The 19,916-nt window shown below is 57.2% G+C and carries 31 protein-coding genes; all 31 read left to right on the forward strand.

The genetic code is table 11. The features are described from left to right. The first annotated feature begins 31 nt into the window (after positions 1 to 31). The 31 genes from rpsG (at position 32) to rpsM (ending at position 19,884) form a co-directional block, all read left to right on the forward strand. Positions 32 to 499: a 30S ribosomal protein S7 gene (gene rpsG, locus I2I01_RS08465; protein WP_196286011.1), complete on the forward strand. Its 468-nt coding sequence runs from the start codon at positions 32 to 34 to the stop codon at positions 497 to 499. A gap of 103 nt (positions 500 to 602) precedes the next feature. Then, positions 603 to 2,741 carry an elongation factor G gene (fusA, locus tag I2I01_RS08470; protein WP_196286012.1) on the forward strand — a complete coding sequence of 713 codons (2,139 nt, stop codon included), beginning with the start codon at positions 603 to 605 and terminating at the stop codon, positions 2,739 to 2,741. A gap of 108 nt (positions 2,742 to 2,849) precedes the next feature. Continuing rightward, positions 2,850 to 3,155, forward strand: a complete 306-nt coding sequence (rpsJ, locus tag I2I01_RS08475) for a 30S ribosomal protein S10 (protein WP_190925673.1) — start codon at positions 2,850 to 2,852, stop codon at positions 3,153 to 3,155. Positions 3,156 to 3,227: 72 nt separating this feature from the next. Continuing rightward, positions 3,228 to 4,526, forward strand: coding sequence for an O-antigen ligase family protein (locus I2I01_RS08480; RefSeq protein ID WP_196286013.1), 1,299 nt, complete (start codon positions 3,228 to 3,230; stop codon positions 4,524 to 4,526). Between the two features lie 173 nt (positions 4,527 to 4,699). After that, positions 4,700 to 5,320: a 50S ribosomal protein L3 gene (gene rplC, locus I2I01_RS08485; protein ID WP_196286014.1), complete on the forward strand. Its 621-nt coding sequence runs from the start codon at positions 4,700 to 4,702 to the stop codon at positions 5,318 to 5,320. A gap of 9 nt (positions 5,321 to 5,329) precedes the next feature. After that, positions 5,330 to 5,968 carry a 50S ribosomal protein L4 gene (gene rplD, locus I2I01_RS08490; RefSeq protein ID WP_196286015.1) on the forward strand — a complete coding sequence of 213 codons (639 nt, stop codon included), beginning with the start codon at positions 5,330 to 5,332 and terminating at the stop codon, positions 5,966 to 5,968. Beyond that, on the forward strand, positions 5,968 to 6,255 hold the full coding sequence (gene rplW / locus I2I01_RS08495; protein ID WP_196286016.1) for a 50S ribosomal protein L23: 288 nt from the start codon (positions 5,968 to 5,970) through the stop codon (positions 6,253 to 6,255). Before rplD ends, rplW begins: the two co-directional genes overlap by 1 nt. A gap of 42 nt (positions 6,256 to 6,297) precedes the next feature. After that, positions 6,298 to 7,125 carry a 50S ribosomal protein L2 gene (gene rplB, locus I2I01_RS08500; protein WP_196286017.1) on the forward strand — a complete coding sequence of 276 codons (828 nt, stop codon included), beginning with the start codon at positions 6,298 to 6,300 and terminating at the stop codon, positions 7,123 to 7,125. A 3-nt stretch (positions 7,126 to 7,128) separates the two neighbouring features. Then, positions 7,129 to 7,407, forward strand: coding sequence for a 30S ribosomal protein S19 (gene rpsS, locus I2I01_RS08505; RefSeq protein ID WP_190925685.1), 279 nt, complete (start codon positions 7,129 to 7,131; stop codon positions 7,405 to 7,407). Between the two features lies 1 nt (position 7,408). Next, complete coding sequence (gene rplV, locus I2I01_RS08510; protein WP_196286018.1) at positions 7,409 to 7,825, forward strand: 50S ribosomal protein L22; 417 nt, start codon at positions 7,409 to 7,411, stop codon at positions 7,823 to 7,825. A gap of 6 nt (positions 7,826 to 7,831) precedes the next feature. Further along, complete coding sequence (gene rpsC / locus I2I01_RS08515) at positions 7,832 to 8,716, forward strand: 30S ribosomal protein S3 (RefSeq protein ID WP_196286019.1); 885 nt, start codon at positions 7,832 to 7,834, stop codon at positions 8,714 to 8,716. Positions 8,717 to 8,822: 106 nt separating this feature from the next. Further along, the gene (gene rplP / locus I2I01_RS08520) at positions 8,823 to 9,248 is read left to right on the forward strand and encodes a 50S ribosomal protein L16 (RefSeq protein ID WP_196286020.1); all 426 of its coding nucleotides are present in this window, start codon (positions 8,823 to 8,825) and stop codon (positions 9,246 to 9,248) included. Between the two features lie 5 nt (positions 9,249 to 9,253). Then, on the forward strand, positions 9,254 to 9,469 hold the full coding sequence (rpmC, locus tag I2I01_RS08525; RefSeq protein WP_196286021.1) for a 50S ribosomal protein L29: 216 nt from the start codon (positions 9,254 to 9,256) through the stop codon (positions 9,467 to 9,469). Positions 9,470 to 9,472: 3 nt separating this feature from the next. After that, positions 9,473 to 9,769, forward strand: a complete 297-nt coding sequence (rpsQ, locus tag I2I01_RS08530) for a 30S ribosomal protein S17 (protein WP_196286022.1) — start codon at positions 9,473 to 9,475, stop codon at positions 9,767 to 9,769. A 9-nt stretch (positions 9,770 to 9,778) separates the two neighbouring features. Next, entirely contained in the window at positions 9,779 to 10,147 is a 369-nt protein-coding gene (gene rplN / locus I2I01_RS08535) for a 50S ribosomal protein L14 (protein ID WP_196286023.1), read from the forward strand. Between the two features lie 3 nt (positions 10,148 to 10,150). Continuing rightward, positions 10,151 to 10,411, forward strand: a complete 261-nt coding sequence (rplX, locus tag I2I01_RS08540; RefSeq protein WP_196286024.1) for a 50S ribosomal protein L24 — start codon at positions 10,151 to 10,153, stop codon at positions 10,409 to 10,411. Between the two features lie 12 nt (positions 10,412 to 10,423). Beyond that, positions 10,424 to 10,978: a 50S ribosomal protein L5 gene (gene rplE / locus I2I01_RS08545; protein WP_196286025.1), complete on the forward strand. Its 555-nt coding sequence runs from the start codon at positions 10,424 to 10,426 to the stop codon at positions 10,976 to 10,978. Between the two features lie 12 nt (positions 10,979 to 10,990). Continuing rightward, entirely contained in the window at positions 10,991 to 11,260 is a 270-nt protein-coding gene (gene rpsN / locus I2I01_RS08550) for a 30S ribosomal protein S14 (RefSeq protein ID WP_035567891.1), read from the forward strand. 617 nt (positions 11,261 to 11,877) lie between these two features. Further along, positions 11,878 to 13,038: a signal peptidase I gene (gene lepB / locus I2I01_RS08555; protein ID WP_196286026.1), complete on the forward strand. Its 1,161-nt coding sequence runs from the start codon at positions 11,878 to 11,880 to the stop codon at positions 13,036 to 13,038. A gap of 142 nt (positions 13,039 to 13,180) precedes the next feature. After that, positions 13,181 to 14,041, forward strand: a complete 861-nt coding sequence (locus tag I2I01_RS08560) for an NAD(P)-dependent oxidoreductase (protein WP_196286027.1) — start codon at positions 13,181 to 13,183, stop codon at positions 14,039 to 14,041. A 281-nt stretch (positions 14,042 to 14,322) separates the two neighbouring features. Continuing rightward, positions 14,323 to 14,721, forward strand: coding sequence for a 30S ribosomal protein S8 (gene rpsH / locus I2I01_RS08565; protein WP_068191741.1), 399 nt, complete (start codon positions 14,323 to 14,325; stop codon positions 14,719 to 14,721). A 27-nt stretch (positions 14,722 to 14,748) separates the two neighbouring features. Beyond that, complete coding sequence (gene rplF, locus I2I01_RS08570) at positions 14,749 to 15,303, forward strand: 50S ribosomal protein L6 (protein WP_196286028.1); 555 nt, start codon at positions 14,749 to 14,751, stop codon at positions 15,301 to 15,303. Between the two features lie 9 nt (positions 15,304 to 15,312). Then, a complete protein-coding gene (gene rplR / locus I2I01_RS08575) occupies positions 15,313 to 15,663 on the forward strand; it encodes a 50S ribosomal protein L18 (RefSeq protein WP_196286029.1) in 351 nt (116 codons plus the stop codon). Positions 15,664 to 15,759: 96 nt separating this feature from the next. Next, positions 15,760 to 16,251 carry a 30S ribosomal protein S5 gene (gene rpsE, locus I2I01_RS08580; protein ID WP_196286704.1) on the forward strand — a complete coding sequence of 164 codons (492 nt, stop codon included), beginning with the start codon at positions 15,760 to 15,762 and terminating at the stop codon, positions 16,249 to 16,251. 6 nt (positions 16,252 to 16,257) lie between these two features. Then, complete coding sequence (gene rpmD, locus I2I01_RS08585) at positions 16,258 to 16,437, forward strand: 50S ribosomal protein L30 (RefSeq protein ID WP_196286030.1); 180 nt, start codon at positions 16,258 to 16,260, stop codon at positions 16,435 to 16,437. A 15-nt stretch (positions 16,438 to 16,452) separates the two neighbouring features. Further along, the gene (gene rplO / locus I2I01_RS08590) at positions 16,453 to 16,905 is read left to right on the forward strand and encodes a 50S ribosomal protein L15 (protein WP_196286031.1); all 453 of its coding nucleotides are present in this window, start codon (positions 16,453 to 16,455) and stop codon (positions 16,903 to 16,905) included. Between the two features lie 15 nt (positions 16,906 to 16,920). Further along, on the forward strand, positions 16,921 to 18,240 hold the full coding sequence (gene secY / locus I2I01_RS08595) for a preprotein translocase subunit SecY (RefSeq protein ID WP_196286032.1): 1,320 nt from the start codon (positions 16,921 to 16,923) through the stop codon (positions 18,238 to 18,240). Positions 18,241 to 18,247: 7 nt separating this feature from the next. Then, positions 18,248 to 19,033, forward strand: a complete 786-nt coding sequence (gene map / locus I2I01_RS08600) for a type I methionyl aminopeptidase (RefSeq protein WP_196286033.1) — start codon at positions 18,248 to 18,250, stop codon at positions 19,031 to 19,033. A gap of 5 nt (positions 19,034 to 19,038) precedes the next feature. Then, positions 19,039 to 19,257 carry a translation initiation factor IF-1 gene (infA, locus tag I2I01_RS08605; RefSeq protein ID WP_035567874.1) on the forward strand — a complete coding sequence of 73 codons (219 nt, stop codon included), beginning with the start codon at positions 19,039 to 19,041 and terminating at the stop codon, positions 19,255 to 19,257. Between the two features lie 21 nt (positions 19,258 to 19,278). After that, positions 19,279 to 19,395, forward strand: a complete 117-nt coding sequence (gene rpmJ / locus I2I01_RS08610) for a 50S ribosomal protein L36 (RefSeq protein ID WP_046246595.1) — start codon at positions 19,279 to 19,281, stop codon at positions 19,393 to 19,395. Between the two features lie 111 nt (positions 19,396 to 19,506). Further along, a complete protein-coding gene (gene rpsM / locus I2I01_RS08615; RefSeq protein ID WP_196286034.1) occupies positions 19,507 to 19,884 on the forward strand; it encodes a 30S ribosomal protein S13 in 378 nt (125 codons plus the stop codon). The last annotated feature ends 32 nt before the right edge of the window (positions 19,885 to 19,916 follow it).

Raw genomic sequence — 19,916 nt, forward strand, 5'->3', positions numbered from 1 at the left:
GACAACAAACAACTGACAACTATACCATATCATGAGAAAGACCAAACCGAAGAAGCGCGTTCTGCTGCCGGACCCTAAGTACAAGGAGACGCTGGTAACCCGTTTCGTGAACTACATGATGTACGACGGCAAGAAAAACCTGGCGTACACCATCTTCTATGACGCCTGCGACCTCGTGGAGCAGCGCACCAAGGAGAACGGCCTCGAAATGTGGCGCAAGGCGTTGAACAACGTGATGCCCACCGTGGAAGTGAAAAGCCGCCGCGTAGGTGGTGCTACCTTCCAGGTTCCGATTGAAGTGCGTGCCGACCGCCGCATTTCGGTAGGCGCCAAGTGGATGATTCAATACGCTCGTCGTCGTGGTGAGAAGACCATGAAAGACAAGCTGGCTGGCGAAATCATCGCTGCCGCCAAAGGTGAAGGTGCCGCCGTGAAGAAAAAGGACGACACCCACCGTATGGCCGAGGCCAACAAGGCCTTCTCGCACTTCCGTTTCTAATACAAGTGCGAATGACTGAATGGGTGAATGAGTGAATGTTTCTAAGCGGAACCATTTACCTCATTCACCCATTCAGCCATTCAATCATTCACTTTTTGTAACAATGGCCGTTAACAAAGACCTTCAGTACCTCCGCAACATCGGGATTATGGCGCACATCGACGCCGGTAAGACCACGACGTCGGAGCGTATTCTCTATTACACGGGTAAAACCCACAAAATCGGGGAAGTGCACGACGGTGCCGCCACGATGGACTGGATGGAGCAGGAGCAGGAGCGTGGCATCACCATCACCTCGGCCGCTACCACCACCTTCTGGAACTACCCCACCGACGCCAAGGGCAACCAGACGGCCGACACCAAGCAGTACAAAATCAACCTGATTGACACCCCCGGCCACGTTGACTTCACGGTAGAAGTAGAACGTTCGCTGCGCGTGCTCGACGGTGCCGTGGCTTTGTTCTGCGCCGTATCGGGCGTGGAGCCCCAGTCGGAAACCGTGTGGCGTCAGGCTGACAAGTACAAGGTGCCCCGCATCTGCTTCGTCAACAAGATGGACCGTGCTGGTGCCGACTTCTTCAAGGCCGTTACCGAAATCAAAGACAAGCTCGGCGCTAACCCCGTGCCGCTGCAAATCCCGATTGGCGCCGAAGACACCTTCAAAGGCGTAGTTGACCTGCTCACCGGCAAAGCCATTGTGTGGGACGACAAAACCGAAGGCAAGTCGTACGACGAAATCCCCGTTCCCGAAGACCTCGTGGACACCGTGCAGGAGTGGCGCGAAAAGCTCGTGGAAAGCGTAGCTGAGTACGACGACACGCTGATGGAGAAGTTCTTCGAAGACCCGGACAGCATCACCCGCGAAGAAATGATGGACGTTATCCGCAAAGCGGTTATCGACATGAAGTTCTCGCCCGTGCTCTGCGGCTCGGCTTTCAAGAACAAAGGTGTGCAGACCATGCTGGATGCCGTAATGGCTTACCTGCCGTCGCCCCTCGACATGCCCGCCATCATCGGTACCAACCCCGACAGCGGCGAGGAAGTGGAGCGTCACCCCGACAACACGGAGCCCTTCACTGCCCTGGCATTCAAAATTGCTACCGACCCCTACGTGGGCCGTCTGTGCTTCTTCCGCTGCTACTCGGGCCAGCTCGACGGCGGTTCGTATGTGCTGAACAACCGCACGGGCAAGAAGGAGCGTATCTCGCGCCTCATGCAGATGCACTCCAACAAGCAAAACCCGATTGACAAAATCCAAGCTGGTGACATTGCCGCCGGTGTGGGTTTCAAAGACATCAAGACGGGTGACACCCTGACGGCCGAAGGCCAGCCGCTGGTACTGGAAAGCATGAGCTTCCCCGAGCCGGTAATCGGCTACGCCATCGAGCCCAAGACGCAGGCCGACGTGGACAAAATGGGCATGGCCATCGCCAAGCTCATCGAGGAAGACCCCACGCTGCGTGTGAACACCGACGAAGAGACCGGCCAGACCGTACTGCGCGGTATGGGCGAACTCCACTTGGAAATCATCATCGACCGCATGAAGCGCGAATTCAAGGTGGAAATCAACCAAGGTGCCCCGCAGGTGGCCTACAAGGAGATTCTCACCAAGAAAGTCGAGCACCGCGAGACCTACAAGAAGCAAACCGGTGGCCGCGGTAAATTCGGCGACATCGTGTTTGAGCTGGGTCCGAAAGAGACCGAGCCCGAAAAGGCTGGTCTTGAGTTCGACAACGCCATCGTGGGCGGTGTTATCCCGCGCGAATTCATTCAGCCCATCCAGAAAGGTTTCGAAGAAGCCATGAAGCGTGGCCCGCTGGCTGGCTTCCCGCTCGAAACCATGAAGGTGCGTCTGTTCCACGGTTCGTACCACGACGTTGACTCGGACGCCCTGTCGTTCGAACTCGCCGCCCGTGACGGTTTCCGTGAAGCTGCCAAGAAGGCTGGTCCGAAACTGCTCGAGCCCATCATGTCGGTAGAAGTGCTGTGCCCGGATGAATACACCGGTCCCGTGACCGGCGACTTGAACCGTCGTCGCGGCATGATGAAAGGCATGGACACCCGCGGTGGTGCTCAGGTTATCAAGGCTGACGTTCCGCTGTCGGAACTGTTCGGCTACGTAACCGACCTGCGCACGCTGTCGTCGGGCCGTGCTTCGGCTTCGCTCACGTTCTCGCACTACGACCAAGTGCCGAGCAACTTGGCTGACGCCATCGTGGCCAAAACCAAAGGAGGTAAATAAGTCTCTGGTTGCTTATTCCTGAATTGAGTTAACTCAACTAGGAATAAGCAACCAGAAACATCCAAAAAGCTTTTCTATAAGGAGGCAATCGGCTTCCACCCCCATACAATGAACCAGAAAATTCGCATTAAGCTGAAAAGCTACGACCACAACCTGGTCGACAAATCCTCCGAGAAAATCGTGAAGGCTGTGAAGGCCACCGGTGCTATCGTGAGCGGCCCCATTCCGTTGCCCACCCAAAAGGAGAAGTTCACCGTGCTGCGCTCGCCCCACGTGAACAAGAAGAGCCGGGAGCAATTCCAGCTTTGCACCTATAAGCGCCTCGTGGACATCTTCTCGACCTCTTCAAAGACCGTGGATGCCCTCATGAAGCTGGAACTGCCCAGCGGCGTTGACGTAGAAATCAAAGTCTGAGGAACTGATTTTCAGTCTTAATTAAGTTAAAGCCCTACTGCACGCGTTGCAGTAGGGCTTTTTCTTTGGAACTTGCGGGGCCACTACTGCTTCTACATGCTTGCATTCTTTTCCGTTGCGCGTTTGCACCGCATTGCTTTCTTCTTCTGCGCTTGCATCATCGTTAGCATTTTCCTCGCTAACTGGCTGCGGGTGGCGCTAGGAATTGCCATGGGTGGGCTGGCGGTGACTGGGGTAGTTTACGCGTTGGTGCACAAGCACATTGCCAACCGGGCGCTGTGGCCGGTATTCGGGAGCATTGCTACGTTATTCGGGTTACACCTGCTTGCGGGCCTGCACACGGAGGCGGCTAACATGGACGAATATCGGTTTGACCTCGGAATGCAGCTGCCGCTATTGATGCTGCCTTTGGCTTTTTGGCTGCTACCACCGCTACCGGGACGCTACTTGCGCGGGCTTTGGCTGCTGCTCATTGGCGTGACGACGCTGGCCGCGGTGGGCGCTACCATCAATTACGCCTTTCACGCCGCCGAAATCAACGAGAGTTACTACCGCTCTAAGGTAATGCCGACGGAGCCGGACCACATCCGCTTCAGCCTGCTCATTACACTGGCCGTGGCCGCCGGGGTGCTACTGTTAGAGCATCGGGCAGTGCGGGCCTCCTGGCGCCCTTGGCTAATTGGGGCATTGGTAAGCCTCGTGCTGTTCCTGCACATGCTGGCGGTGCGTAGTGGCGAGATGACCTTCTATGCACTAGGCGGCTTGGCAGTACTGTATCTAGTGCTGCGCAAGCGCCAGTGGAAACGGGCTGGCGCGTTGGCCTTGGTATTGCTGCTGCTGCCGGTATTTAGCTACGTAGCGTTTCCAACATTCCGGAATAAGATATCGAATACGAAAACAGACGTCAGCAAAGCGCAGCAAAAGACGAGCGACGAGGGCAAGAAGTTCTCCATCTCCGGCCGCCTGTATTCTTATAAAGCAGCCCTGAATGTCTGGGAAGACAACAAGCTCTTCGGCGTAGGTAAGCCGGATTTGGAAAGCGAGATGGCTATTCGCTATGCCGAGACTTACCCTGAGATGACTAGTGAGTATTACATCCTGCCTCACAACCAGTACCTCTACAACTTGGCCTCCTATGGCATTGTAGGCTTAATAGTCTTCTGCTGGGGACTATTCTATCCCGTGTGGTGGGCCCGCCGCAAATGCGCCCCGCTATTGCTGGCCCAGTACGTCAGCGTGGCACTGTCGTTTTTAGTCGAATACACGCTTGAAACGCAGATTGGCCTCGCCTTCGTGGTGTTCTTCCTCTTACTCGCTTTGCAAGGCTCACTGCCCACCGACGACTCTGACCCAATTTGGCGTCCTGCTTAGCAAAAGGTTTTATTGACGGGCGAAATATTCAATTCCGCCGAGCTAACCGCCTCATCCAGAAAATATTTCTGGACATCATTGTGATTCCCGTGGCTTTTTTTCTATCTTTGCACTCCCTTAGCGAAAACGGCACTCGGCCGTTTTCTTTTTGTGTTCATTAATAACCACATAGAATGCCTGGCATCATCGGTAAGAAAATCGGTATGACAAGCCTCTTCACTCCGGACGGGAAGAATGTTCCCTGCACGCTCATCGAGGCGGGTCCGTGCGTAGTGACGCAGGTTAAGACTATCGCGAATGACGGTTACACCGCCATTCAAATTGGGTACGGCGAGAAAAAAGCCAAAAACACCACCAAAGCCTTGGCTGGTCACTTCGCTAAAGCCGGTACGACCCCCAAGAAAAAACTGGTTGAATTCCGCCTCGACGCCGAATCGACCTACGCCGCCGGCGCCACCATCGACGCTACTCTGTTCGAAGAGGGCGAGTTCGTGGACGTGGTAGGTACCTCCAAAGGCAAGGGTTTCCAGGGCGTTGTGAAGCGTTACAACTTCCAGGGTGTTGGTGGCCAGACCCACGGCCAGCACAACCGCCTGCGTCACCCCGGTTCTATCGGTGCTTGCTCGTGGCCTTCGCGCGTATTCAAAGGAATGCGCATGGGTGGCCGCATGGGCAACGACCGCGTGAAAGTGCAGAACCTGAAGGTGATGCGCGTAGTAGGCGACAAGAACCTCATTCTGGTGAGCGGCTCGGTTCCCGGCGCGAAGAATTCTTACGTGGTAATCGAGAAATAGACTAGTACGATGGAACTCGCAGTATATAACATCAAAGGCGAAGACACCGGCCGCAAGGTGACCCTGTCTGACGCCATCTTCGGCCTCGAAGTAAACGAGCACGTGATGTACCTGGACGTGAAGCAGTACCTGGCCAACCAGCGCCAAGGCACGCACAAGTCCAAGCAGCGGAACGAAATCAACCGCACCACCAAGAAGCTGAAGAAGCAAAAGGGTACGGGCGGCGCCCGCGCTGGCTCCATGAAGTCGGGTGTGTTCGTTGGCGGTGGCCGCATTTTCGGTCCCCAGCCCCGCGACTACGGCTTCAAGCTGAACAAAAAGACCAAGCGCGTAGCTCGCCTGTCGGCTCTGTCAAGCCTGGCCAAGGACGGCAAGATTTCTCTCGTGGAAACCATCTCGCTCAATGCCCCCCGCACGAAGGACTTCGTGGCCATCCTCGACGGCCTGAAGCTGAACAACGGCAAGAAAACCATGCTGGTGACCGGCGAGGTGAACAAGAACGTGGTTCTGAGCGCCCGCAACCTGCAGAAAGTGACCGTGTCGACGCCCGTGGGCCTCAACACCCACGACCTGCTGAACACGGACACGCTCCTGATTGCGGAAGACGGCCTGAAATCGTTGGTTGAACTCTATAGCACCGCCGAATAATGAGCACGCTGAAACGCCCCATCGTGACCGAAAAGGCCACCGGCCTCAACGAAAAAGGCCGCTACACTTTTGAAGTGGAGCGCACCGCCAACAAAGTGCAAATCAAGAAGGACATCGAAGCGCTGTACGGCGTGACCGTGACCGACATCAACACGATGCGCACCATTGGCAAAATGAAAACCCGTGGCACCAAAGGCGGCCAAGTAACCGGCCGTCGCGCCCACGGCAAGAAAGCCGTCGTAACCGTGAAAGAAGGCGACGTTATCGACTTCTACGGCAACCTGTAGGCTGCCTTTATTTTTCCGCCGCAAAAGCACAACTAGCTAGTAATGGCACTCAAAAAACTCAGACCAACAACCCCAGGGCAGCGCTTCCGCGTTGCGCCGGCGTTCGACGAGATTACCGCGTCGACCCCGGAGAAGTCGCTCTTGACTTCCCTCAACAAAACGGGTGGCCGGAACTCTTCCGGTAAGATGTCCAACCGCTACATCGGCGGTGGCCACAAAACCCAGTACCGCATCGTGGACTTCAAGCGCGACAAAGCCGGTGTTCCGGCCGTGGTGAAGACTATCGAGTACGACCCCAACCGCACCGCGCGCATCGCCCTGCTCAACTATGCTGACGGCGAGAAGCGTTACATCATTGCGCCCGCCGGCATGCAGGTAGGCACGACGATTGTGTCGGGCCCGGGCGTGGCTCCCGAAGTGGGCAACACCCTGCCCCTGCGCGAGATTCCCCTCGGTACCATCCTGCACAACATCGAGTTGCACCCCGGCCAAGGCGCTGCCATGGCCCGCTCGGCTGGTACCTACGCTCAAATCGTAGCCCGCGAAGACCGTTACGCCACGCTGAAATTGCCTTCGGGCGAGATGCGCATGGTGCTCGTGACCTGCATGGCAACGGTAGGTACGGTTTCGAATGGCGACCACATGAACACCCGCATGGGCAAAGCCGGCCGCAACCGCTGGGCTGGTCGTCGTCCGCGCGTTCGTGGCGTGGTGATGAACCCCGTTGACCACCCCATGGGTGGTGGCGAAGGCAAGTCGTCGGGTGGTCACCCGCGCAGCCGCAACGGTATTTTGGCTAAGGGCCAGAAGACCCGCAACAAGAACAAGTATTCGGAGAACCTCATTGTGAGCCGCAAAGGCAAGAAGTAATAGATGGCACGTTCACTAAAAAAAGGGCCGTACATTGACTTCCGGCTGGAAAAGAAAGTCACGGCCCTCGACACGGCCGGCAAGAAATCGGTGGTGAAGACATGGTCGCGCCGCTCGATGATTTCTCCGGATTTCGTGGGCCACACGTTCGCTGTTCACAACGGCAATAAGTTCATCCCGGTGTACGTGACCGAGAACATGGTAGGGCACAAGCTGGGCGAATTCGCCCCGACGCGCAACTTCCGTGGTCACATCGCCAAAAAAGATAAAGGCAAGCGCTAAGATGGAAGCAGTAGCTAAACTCCGCAATGTGCCCACCTCGCCGCGCAAAATGCGCCTGGTGGCCGACCTCGTGCGCGGCAAGAAAGTGACCCAGGCCCTCGGCCTGTTGCGCTTCGAAGCCAATATCGGCGCCGAGAAGATTGAGAAACTGCTCCTGTCGGCCCTGGCCAACTGGCAGCAGCATAACGAAGACGAGCGCATCGAAGACGCCAACCTCTACATCAGCGAGATTTTCGTGGATGAAGGCCGTCAGCTGAAGCGCCTGCGCCCCGCCCCCCAGGGCCGTGGCCACCGCATTCGTAAGCGCAGCAACCACGTGACGCTGAAAATCGACACGAAGGTTGAGAAGGCTGGCTCGAAAGCCGCCCAGGCGCAAGCCGCTAAAACCGCTTCCACCGACAACGAAGCCAACGCCTAACCACACATGGGACAAAAAGTAAATCCAACCGGCTTCCGCCTCGGCGTGATTAAGGGCTGGGACTCCAACTGGTACGGCGGCAAGGACTTCGCCGAGAAACTGGTGGAGGACGAGAAAATCCGCAAATACATCAACGCGCGCATTCAGAAAGGCGGCATCAGCCGCATCGTGATTGAGCGCACCCTGAAGCGCATCACCATCACCATCAACACGGCTCGTCCGGGTGTGGTGATTGGCAAAGGCGGCCAGGAGGTTGACAAGATTAAGGACGAGCTGAAGCAAATCACCAGCAAAGACGTTCAAATCAACATCTTCGAGATTAAGCGTCCGGAGCTGGATGCCAAACTGGTAGGCGAGAGCATCGCCCAGCAGCTGGCCGCTCGTATCTCCTTCCGTCGCGCCATGAAGATGTCGATTCAGGCCGCTATGCGTGTTGGTGCCGAAGGCATCAAGATTCAGTGCGGTGGCCGTCTTGGCGGTGCTGAAATCGCCCGTTCGGAGCAATACAAAGAGGGTCGTACGCCGCTGCACACACTGCGCGCCGATATCGACTACGCTCTGTCGGAAGCTCAGACCGTGTATGGCAAAATCGGCATCAAGGTGTGGGTGATGCGCGGTGAGGTGTTCGGCAAGCCCGACCTCTCGCCGAACCAGCAGCTCACCAACCCCGGTGGTGGCGAAGGTGGCGGTGGTCGTCGTGACGACCGCGGCCCCCGCGGCGAGCGTCGCGAAGGCGACCGTGGCCCCCGTCGTGACGGTGGTGCCGGTGGCCGTGGCGGCAACGACCGTGGCCCCCGTGGCGGTGCTGGCGACAACGCCGGTCCCCGTCGCAACGGCCCCGCCCAAGGCGGTGGTGCTGCCGGCGGTGCTGGCCGTGGCCCGCGTCGCTAGAACTTGTCAAGCGCATTTCACTTCGTTTGCCGCTTAGGTGAACGAAGTGAAATGTTTGGCTGTTCGCCCCTCTCTTTTAAGAACACTCTTTTTACAATAAACTAAAATGTTACAACCGAAAAGGACCAAGTATCGCAAGATGCAAAAGGGTCGCGTGACAGGCCTGGCCTACCGCGGCAGCTCCATTGACTTCGGTTCGTTCGCTATCAAGTCGCTGGAAGTGTCTTGGATTACGGCTCGCCAAATTGAGGCTGCTCGTATCGCCATGACCCGCGCCATGAAACGCGAAGGGCAAGTATGGATTCGCATTTTCCCCGACAAGCCGATTACCAAGAAGCCCGCTGAGGTGCGCATGGGTAAGGGCAAAGGCTCGCCCGAGTATTGGGTAGCCTGCGTGAAGCCCGGCCAAATCATGTTCGAGTCGGACGGGGTTTCGCTGGAAGTAGCCAAGGAGTCGCTCCGTCTGGCTGCCCAGAAACTGCCGGTGAAAACTTCTTTCGTGGTTCGCCGCGACTACACTGAAGCCGCCTAATTCCGATGAAGAACAAGACCGACCTCAAAGGCCTTTCGGCTGACCAGCTGAAAGAGCAACTCAAATCCGAGCAGGCCCAGGGCCAGCAGCTGCGTTTCGCCCACGCGATTTCGCCCCTGGAAAACCCCGCCCGTCTCAAGGCTAACCGTAAGACTGTCGCCCGTCTGCTCACCGAGCAGAACCGTCGCAAGAGCGAGCAGTCCACTAACTCCGCTCAATAACCGATGGCAACCGACGTAACAACCCAAGACCAAGCCGTAGCTGAAGACTCGCGCAACATGCGCAAGGAAATCACCGGCACGGTAACGAGCTCGAAGATGGACAAGTCCATCACCGTGGCTGTGGTGCAGAAACAGAAGCACCCCAAGTACGGTAAGTTCGTGACCAAAACCACGAAATTCCACGCCCACGACGAGAAAAACGAGTGCGGCGAAGGCGACACGGTGCGCATCATGAGCACCCGTCCGCTGAGCAAGACCAAGCGGTGGCGCCTGGTTGAAATTGTTGAACGCGCTAAGTAATCCAGAACAATGATACAGCAAGAATCCCGCCTGACGGTGGCCGATAACAGCGGCGCCAAGGAAGTCCTCTGCATCCGCGTACTGGGTGGCACGGGCAAGAAATACGCCTCGGTAGGCGACAAAATCGTGGTGGCTATCAAGTCGGCACTGCCCTCGGGCAACGCCAAGAAAGGCACCGTGAGCAAGGCTGTGGTAGTTCGCGTGAAGAAGGAAGTGCGCCGCAAAGACGGTTCGTACATCCGCTTCGACGACAACGCCGCCGTGTTGCTCAACAACAACGACGAGCCCCGCGGCACGCGCATCTTCGGGCCGGTGGCCCGCGAGCTGCGTGAGCGTCAGTTCATGAAAATCGTATCCCTAGCCCCCGAAGTAATCTAAACCATGGCTATCAAGAAAGCAGACCCCGTGCAGCTGCACGTGAAGTCGGGCGATACCGTGAAGGTGATTGCCGGCGACGAGAAGGGCAAAACCGGCGTGATTAAGTCGGTGAACCGGGTAACCCAGCGCGTGGTGGTGGAAGGTCTCAACCTGATGACCAAGCACAACAAGCCGAGCGCTAAGTCGCCCCAGGGCGGCATCACCAAAATCGAAGGCTCGATTCACGTGTCGAACGTGAAGAAAGTTGATTCGGCCAACGCTTAATCCGCACCTATCATGGCACGACTCAAGGATATTTATCAGAAAGACGTAGTACCGGCGCTCCAGGAGAAATTCCAGTTTAAGAGCATCATGCAGGTACCGCGCATCACCAAAATCTGCATCAACCGCGGCATTGGCGCGGCCGTTGCCGATAAGAAACTGGTGGACAACGGCGTGGAAGAGCTGACCCAAATCACGGGCCAGAAGGCTGTTCCGACCATCGCCAAGAAATCAGTGTCGAACTTTAAGCTCCGCGAAGGCATGCCTATCGGTGCAAAAGTGACGCTGCGCGGCGAGCGCATGTATGAGTTCATGGACCGCCTGCTGACGGTGGCCCTGCCCCGCGTACGTGACTTCAAAGGCATCAACGACAAAGGTTTCGACGGCCGTGGCAACTACACGCTCGGCGTGAAGGAGCAAATCATCTTCCCCGAAATCTCGATTGACAAAATCAAAGGCATCTCGGGCATGGACATCACGTTCGTGACCACCGCCGAGAACGACGAGCAGAGCTACGAACTGCTGAAGGCGTTCGGTATGCCTTTCGCCAACGCTAAAAAAGACGCTTAATCTTCCGAACTCATGGCTAAAGAATCCATCAAAGCACGGGAGCGCAAGCGCATTGCCACCGTGGCCCGCTACGCTGAGAAGCGTAAGGCGCTGAAAGCTGCCGGCGACTACGAAGGTCTCGACAAGCTGCCCAAAAACGCTTCGCCCGTGCGCCTGCACAACCGCGACATGATTGACGGCCGCCCCCGCGGCTACATGCGCAAGTTTGGCATCAGCCGCGTGCGTTTCCGCGAAATGGCCCTCGCTGGGAAGATTCCCGGTGTGACCAAGTCGAGCTGGTAAGCTTCGATTTTCGCAATAAGGTTTTAATTCCCAAGTTGAGGTCTGCAAAGGCTTCGGCTTGGGAATTTTGCTTTTGCCTCTCGGCTATTCACATGAAATATACCTGCCTAATTTGCTTTTATGTTGCTAGTGCGTTGTTCGGCTGCAGGCACAAAAACCCTATTGATATAAGAAAGCGAATCAAAGGCGAATGGCGTCGAGATAAAGCACCCAAGGATTCTACAATCATAATCGGTGAGTTCAGCATGCTGCCACAGCCAGAATTTGTGGTTTGGAACCATTATACTGTTTACTATTCGGAATTTAACAAAACGCGAAATACCCTTGAAATGCGTCAAGGCTGCATGCATTACAGGTTTCCTATTTCATATTATACTGATGGGGATAGCCTCATTCTGGGCGCATTCGGTAAGATGAGCAGAGTAAATGGCAGCAATTACAATTCGCCCACTGTTGGGGTCGAAAATTAGGCAGATGCCGAATACTGCCGCTACTCCCGTTTTCATTGCTGCTAGGGTCGCGGGAGTAGGGGAGAGACAGCTTAGCAATAGGGGAAGAGCAACTGCGTTGATGAAAGTATTGCGATACTACGCAGCTATTACTTCAACACACTCCTTATGCGCATTCCCTACTTCTCTTCCCGTAGAGCTAACCCTTCTCCCAAACTGGCCAAAAGCAAAACCCGTGAGTGGGCCGACTCCCTGATTTTCGCCATTGTGGCGGCTACGCTGCTGCGCTGGTCAGCGGTGGAGGCCTACACCATTCCCTCGGAAAGCATGGAAGGCACGCTGCTGGTGGGCGACTACCTCATGGTGAGTAAGTTGCACTACGGCCCTATCACGCCCCAAACGCCGCTGCAAGTGCCCCTCACGCACCAAACGCTGTGGGAAGGCGGCCCGCAGAGCTATTCCGACCTCGTCCAACTGCCCACCTACCGCTTCCCGGGTTTCAGCACGGTGAAACGCAACGACGTGGTGGTATTCCACGTGCCGCACGAGCCGCAGCGCCCAGCCGACCTGCGCACCAATCTCATCAAGCGCTGCATCGCCGTGGCCGGCGACACCCTGACGCTGCGCCACGGCCAGGTGTTCCTCAACGGCCAGCCCAGCGCCGTAGCCGGCCGGCCCCAAACCACCTACTTCATGCAGGTGGCCGCGCCGAACGATGAAATCCTGGCCGCCCTGCGCACCCAGGGCGTGGTCGACTACCGCGAGCCCGACGGCGTGCCCCGCGCCGTTGCCAATCCCGAAACGGGCAAGCCCGGCTTCGTCATCAGCTGCCCGGCCGAGGTGGCCGCCTATTTCCGTGGTCAGCCCTACGTGCAGTCGCTGGCGGTGCTGGAGTATCCCGTGCAGCTGTTCCCCGACGTGGCCGACTTCGACGTATCGCAGGCCGCCAGCAGCGTACCCAACCATTGGCAGCTTGACGAGTACGGCCCGCTGCCCGTGCCGCGCCAGGGCCAAACCATTGCTCTCACGCCCGCCAATGCCGCCATCTACTACAAAATCGTGTCGCAATACGAGCACAACGAGGGCATCACCTGGCGGGATGGGATGATATACCAGCACGGCCAGCCCCTCACGCGCTACACCATCAAGCAGAACTACTACTTCATGATGGGCGACAATCGCCATAATTCCGAGGACTCCCGCTTCTGGGGCTTCGTGCCCGAAGACCATATCGTGGGCAAAGCCGTGTTCACTTGGCTCTCGCTTGACCCCAATGCGGACCTGTTGCACAAGGTGCGGTGGAGCCGGCTGTTCCAGCCGATTAACTAAGTATGGGGGAGGTAGATGTCCAGCTATTGGACTACTAGAGGTACAAACGGGGCTGCTCCAATAGTCGGAGCTGCCCCGTTTGCCGTTATAGGCAGCCTGCGCTTAGGGCATGCTATAGCGCATTAACCTTCAAAAACCCCTTATGGAAACCACCACAACCACCGGCTGGATTGGCCTCGGCAACATGGGCACGCCCATGGCCCGCCGCTTACTGGCCGCTGGCCTCCCCGTCACCGCATATAACCGCAACCCCGCCAAAGCCGAAGCCCTGCGCGCCGACGGTGCCACCGTGGCCCCCACGCCCGCCGCCGTGCTCGACGCCGCCCAAGTTATCTTCCTCATGGTCTCGGATGACCAGGCCATCCGTGAGTTGTTCACCTGGGAGCACGGCCTGTTGCAGTCGGCTACCACCGGCAAGCTGCTCGTCAACATGAGCACCGTCTCACCCGGAGTCAGTCAGGAAATGGCCAAGCTCAGCCGTGCTAAAGGTCATCAGTACCTTGATGCGCCCGTGTCGGGTAGCGTGAAGCAAGCGGAGTCTGGCCAACTCGCCATTATGGTGGGCGGGGAGGAGGAAGCATTCAAGCAGGCCGAGCCCTTGTTTGCCCACCTCGGCAAGCTGGCGCTACGAGTAGGCTCCACCGGCTCTGGCAACACCGCTAAGCTGGCCATGAACACCATGCTCGGCTTCCAGGCGCAGGGCTTGGCCGAAGCCGTGCTCTTCGCCCAGCAGCACGGGTTGGAAACGGCCGACTTGCTCGCCCTCATCAAAAGCAGTGCCCTTGCCAGCATCTTCATTAATCTCAAGGGCGAGGCTATCCTCAACGAGAACTACCAGGCCGCTTTCGCTCTGAAGCTGCTCGCCAAAGACCTGCGCTTAGCCAAAGCTGAGGGCTCGAATACGCCGCTGGCCAACGTCGTCCATCAGACCTTTCAGGAAGCCGAGCCTGCGCATGGGGAAGAAGACGTGATTGCCATTCTCAAGCATCTGAAGCAGGAATAGCCTCTTAGTCGGTGCGGTGATTTAGGCGCGGCGGCCGTTCGGCTTCCAAGAATATTTCTGTCAGGCACTTGCAAAAGCCCCTGCAAGCCCGCTACCTTTGCACTCCCAAACCTGAGGCGTGCCTCAAAATCATTTGGCAGGTTGCCGAAAGAAACCATTGGCCGGACCGTCGCCGGACGTGCCAAGTAGTCTTAACCCGAAATTTCGTTAGGCGCCATTGGCAGCCGGGCGAAATTTTCTTATCTTTGCGCTCCGAAAAAAGCGGACGTATTTAATTATCAATGAACACTGACCCCATTGCCGACTACCTGACCCGGGTACGCAACGCCATCAAGGCGAACCACCGGGTGGTAGAAATCCCGGCCAGCAACATCAAAAAGGAAATCACGAAAGTGCTGTACCACAAAGGGTACATCCAGTCGTACCGTTTTGATGATTCGTCGGTTCAGGGCACCATCAAAATCGCCCTGAAGTACAACCCCACCACGAAGGCTCCCGCCATCACCAAGCTGCAGCGCGTTTCGACGCCCGGCTTGCGTCAGTACGTGGCCGCCGACAACCTGCCCCGCGTCCTCAGCGGCTTGGGCGTCGCCATCATCTCGACCTCGAAAGGCGTGATGACCGAGAAAGAGTGCAAAACCGAGAACGTGGGCGGCGAGGTGCTGTGCTACGTGTACTAGTCCGGAACCGCTTTAGCAAATTCAATTATGTCACGTATTGGTAAACTGCCGATTGCCGTCCCCGCTGGGGTCGCCATCTCGGTCGACAAAGACAACACGGTGACGGTGAAAGGCCCCAAGGGCACGCTGACCACGCCGGTGGACCGCGACATCGCCGTAGCCATCGAAGACGGTACCCTCACCGTAACCCGTCCCACTGAGCAGAAGCGCCACAAGGCCATGCACGGCCTCTACCGCGCCCTCATCAACAACATGGTAACCGGTGTGAGCACCGGCTTCACCAAGCAGCTCGAGCTGGTGGGCGTAGGCTACAAGGCCACCGCCACCGGCAGCACGCTGGAGCTGGCCCTCGGCTACTCGCACAACGTGTACTTGGCCCTGCCGAAAGAAGTAGCCGCCACGGCCGTTACCGAAAAAGGCAAAAACCCCATCGTGACCCTGACCAGCATCGACAACCAGCTGCTGGGCCAAGTGGCCGCCAAAATCCGTTCGCTGCGCAAAGTAGAGCCCTACAAAGGCAAAGGTGTGCGCTTCGTGGGTGAAGTTATCCGTCGCAAAGCTGGTAAAACGGCTTCTAAATAAATTCGCATCATGGCATTTGATAAAGCAACTCGCCGCAAGCGGATTCAGCGCATCATCCGCACGAAAGTGTCCGGCACCTCGGAGCGTCCGCGCCTGTCGGTGTTCCGCAGCAACACGGGCATCTACGCCCAGATTATCGACGACACGGCTGGCCGCACGCTGGCTGCCGCTTCCTCGAAAAAAGTAACCGCCGAAGGTGGTAACGGCGTGGCCCTGGCCGCCGCCGTAGGCCGGCAGCTCGCCGCCGTAGCCCAGGAGAAAGGCATCACGAAAGTGGTGTTCGACCGCTCCGGCTACCTCTACCACGGTCGCGTAAAATCATTGGCTGAAGGTGCCCGCGAAGGCGGCCTCAATTTCTAAATCATCATGGCGCAAGAACGCGACAACAACCGCGACAACCGCGGCGGCAACCGGGAGCGTAGCAACGACCGGGACCGGAACAAGGACAACAGCCGCATGGGCGCTGACTCCGACTTCAAAGAAAAAGTAGTAGCCATCAACCGCGTAGCGAAGGTGGTAAAAGGCGGCCGCCGCTTCAGCTTCTCGGCCATTGTGGTAGTAGGCGACGGCAACGGCAACGTGGGCTACGGCCTCGGCAAAGCCAACGAAGTAACCGACGCCATTGCCAAAGGCATTGACGACGCCAAGAAGAACATTGTGAAGGTACCGATGTACAAGCACACCGTTCCCCACCTCATGGAAGGCCGCTACGGAGGTGGTTTCGTGCTAGTGCAGCCGGCTGCCGCTGGTACGGGCGTAATCGCCGGCGGTGCCATGCGCGCCGTGTTCGAGAGCGCCGGCATCAAGGACGTGCTGGCGAAGTCGAAAGGCTCGTCGAACCCCCACAACGTGGTAAAAGCAACGTTTGCTGCCCTCGCCAAAATGCGCGACCCGCTGCAAATCGCTCAAGCCCGTGGTATCTCTTTGGCCCGCGTTTTTAACGGTTAATTGAACATGGCACAAATTCAAGTAAAGCTCGTGCGCAGCGCCATCGACCGCCCCGAGCGTCAGAAGCGCATCGTTCAGTCCCTGGGCCTGAACAAACTCAACAGCACCGCGCAGCACGACGTGAACCCGTCCATCATGGGCATGGTGAACAGCGTGAAACACCTGCTCGAAGTAACCGAACTGTAAGACTCCGTATCCGTCATGCTTAATCTCAGCAATCTCCAGCCCGCCGCTGGCTCTACCAAGAGCAAGAAAATCATCGGCCGGGGCGAAGGCTCGACCCGCGGCGGTACGTCGACCCGTGGTCACAAAGGCGCCAAGTCGCGCTCGGGCTACAAGCGTAAGTCCGGCTTCGAAGGTGGCCAGATGCCCCTCCAGCGCCGCGTTCCCAAGTTCGGCTTCAAGAGCCTGAACCGCGTCGAGTACAAAGCCATCAACCTCGATGCCTTGACCTCGCTGCTCGACAAAGACGCTTCGGCTACGACCATGGATGCCGCTTACTTCGTGGCCAATGGTCTGGTGTCGAAAAACGCCAAAATCAAAGTTCTCGGCCGTGGCGAAATCGCCAAAGCTGTTGAAGTTCATGCTCACGCATTCTCGAAGTCGGCTGTTGAAGCCATCGAGAAAGCCGGCGGCAAAGCGGTAACGCTCTAATAGCTACCTTCGGCAATGAATAAGTTTATCGAGTCGATAAAAAACATTTTTGCGATTGAGGATTTGCGTACGCGAATCCTCAATACGCTTTTCTTCATTGCCATCTATCGCCTAGGCGTTTACGTGGTGTTGCCGGGCGTGGATCCCACGCAACTCAAGACCGGCGCCCAAGGCTTGTTTGGCATTCTGGATACGCTGCTTGGCGGCGCGTTCAGCCACGCGTCCATCTTCGCGCTGGGCATCATGCCGTACATCTCGGCGTCGATTGTGTTGCAACTGCTCACCATCGCCGTGCCCTACTTCCAGAAACTCCAGAAGGAAGGCGAGTCGGGACGTAAGAAAATCAACCAGTACACCCGGATTCTCACGATTCCGATTGTGCTGGCCCAATCGGTTGGCTTCATCGCCACGATTAACGCCGAAGCCATTATCAATCCCGGCACGTTCTTCACCGTCTCGACCATGATTATCATCACGGCCGGCACACTGTTCTGCATGTGGCTGGGTGAGAAAATCACGGACAAAGGCATCGGCAACGGTATCTCCATGATTATCATGATTGGTATCGTGTCGCGTCTCCCCGGTGCCATCATCGGTGAGGCCGCTGCCAAAGGCGTGAACAAATCCCTCATCTTCCTGCTGGAAATGGTGGTGTTGTTCCTCGTGGTAATGGCGGTTATCGTGCTCACGCAAGCGGTTCGCCGCATCGCGGTGCAGTACGCTAAGCAAGTTGGTGGCACTACGCAGCTGGACGCCCAGCGTCAGTTCATTCCCCTCAAGGTGAATGCAGCCGGTGTAATGCCTATCATCTTCGCCCAGTCGTTGATGTTCGTGCCCGCCATCGTGGCGTCGGTATGGCAGAACCAGAGCGATACCGCCAGCTACATCGGCGTGAAGTTCTCGGACTACACCTCGTGGCAGTACAACCTGACCTTCGGTCTGCTGATTATCATCTTCACCTACTTCTACACGGCCATCAGCGTTAACCCTAACCAAATTGCCGATGACCTGAAGCGGAGCGGTGGTTTCGTACCGGGCGTGAAGCCTGGCCGCGATACCTCGGAATACATCGATGAAATCCTGACGCGCATCACCCTGCCGGGTGCCGTGGCGCTGGCACTCATCGCCATCTTCCCCGCGCTGGCACTGTTGCTGGGCGTTACCCGTCCGTTCTCGGCTTTCTATGGCGGCACGTCGCTCATCATCATGGTGGGTGTGGTGCTCGACACGGTGAACCAGGTGCAGAGCTACTTGTTGATGCAGCACTACGACGGCATGATGAAATCGGGTAAGCTGCGCGGTCGCACGGCTCAGCCCATTTCCATCGCCTCGTAATCAAGCAATGGCAAAGGGTCCGATTCAATACAAAACCGAAGAGGAGATTGACCTCATGCGGGCAAGCGGCCAGCTGCTTGCCCGGGCTCACGGCGAAGTCGCGAGCCTGGTGAAGGAAGGAGTGACGACGCGGCAGCTGGACAAGCGCGCGGAGGAATTCATCCGAGACCACGGCGGCATCCCTTCCTTCAAAGGATTATACGGTTTCCCCTACAGCCTGTGCCTGTCGCCGAATGCGGTAGTGGTGCACGGGTTTGCCACCGACGAGCCGCTGAAGAGCGGCGACATCATCTCGGTGGACTGCGGGGTGTTGCTGAATGGCTACCATTCAGATAGTGCTTACACCTATCCAATCGGGGAGGTGGCGCCGGAAGTGCTGACGCTGCTCAAGGAAACAAAAGCGGCGCTGTACAAAGGCATTGAACAAGCCGTGAGCGGCAACCGCGTGGGCGACATCAGCTACGCCATCCAGAACCATGTAAGCCGGTTGGGCTATGGGGTGGTGCGCGAGTTGGTTGGCCACGGAGTTGGCGCGGAGCTACACGAAAAGCCCGAGGTGCCGAACTACGGCAAGCGGGGTTCCGGGCCGCTCTTGCAAACGGGTTTGACATTGGCCATTGAGCCGATGGTGAACCTGGGTAAGAAGGACGTGGTGCAGGAGGCGGATGGCTGGACCATACGTACCAAGGACCGCAAGCCCTCGGCGCACTTCGAGCACACCGTAGTAGTTAGAAAAGAGAAGGCAGAAATTCTGACCTCTTTTGAATACATCGAAAAAGCATTGCAGCAGTAGCCCTTATGGCAAAACAAGCCTCGATTGAGCAGGACGGTACCATCCTCGAAGCCCTTTCCAACGCCATGTTCCGCGTGGAGCTGGAAAATGGCCACCAGCTGATTGCCCACATCTCGGGCAAGATGCGGATGCACTACATCAAGATTCTGCCCGGCGACAAGGTGAAACTGGAAATGTCGCCCTACGACTTGTCGAAGGGCCGGATTAAGTATCGTTATAAATAAACCCGTTTCCCTTCACAGGTCATGAAAGTAAAAACCTCGGTGAAAAAGCGTAGCGTGGACTGCAAACTGGTCCGCCGTAATGGCAAGCTCTACGTCATCAACAAGAAGAACCCCCGCTTCAAGCAGCGTCAGGGTTAATTCAATTTTTAGAATCCCGGAACCTTGGGTACTGAGCAGGGAGTTAAGCACTTCCCGCCCGCCTTCCAAGCAGTTGCCGGGTTTCTGTCCGCAAACACATAACCACACACAATGGCTCGTATCGCAGGGGTTGATATCCCGGACAACAAGCGCGGCGAAATTTCGCTGACCTACATCTTCGGCATCGGCCGGAGCAACGCCAGCAAGATTCTGGTAAAAGCTGGCGTCGACGTCAACAAGAAGGTGAAGGACTGGACCGACGAGGAGTCGGGTGCCATCCGCGCCATCATTGCCGCCGAGCACAAGACCGAAGGCGTGCTGCGCTCGGAAGTAACGACGAACATCAAGCGTTTGATGGACATCGGTTGCTACCGTGGTCTGCGTCACCGCAAAGGCCTGCCGGTTCGTGGTCAGCGCACCAAGAACAACTCGCGTACCCGCAAGGGCAAGCGCAAAACGGTGGCCGGCAAGAAGAAGGCAACGAAATAAACTTAACCGGGAATCGGCGCTGGCTCTGGCGA

It is taken from the genome of Hymenobacter properus (genome assembly GCF_015694735.1).
Classification (GTDB): domain Bacteria; phylum Bacteroidota; class Bacteroidia; order Cytophagales; family Hymenobacteraceae; genus Hymenobacter; species Hymenobacter properus.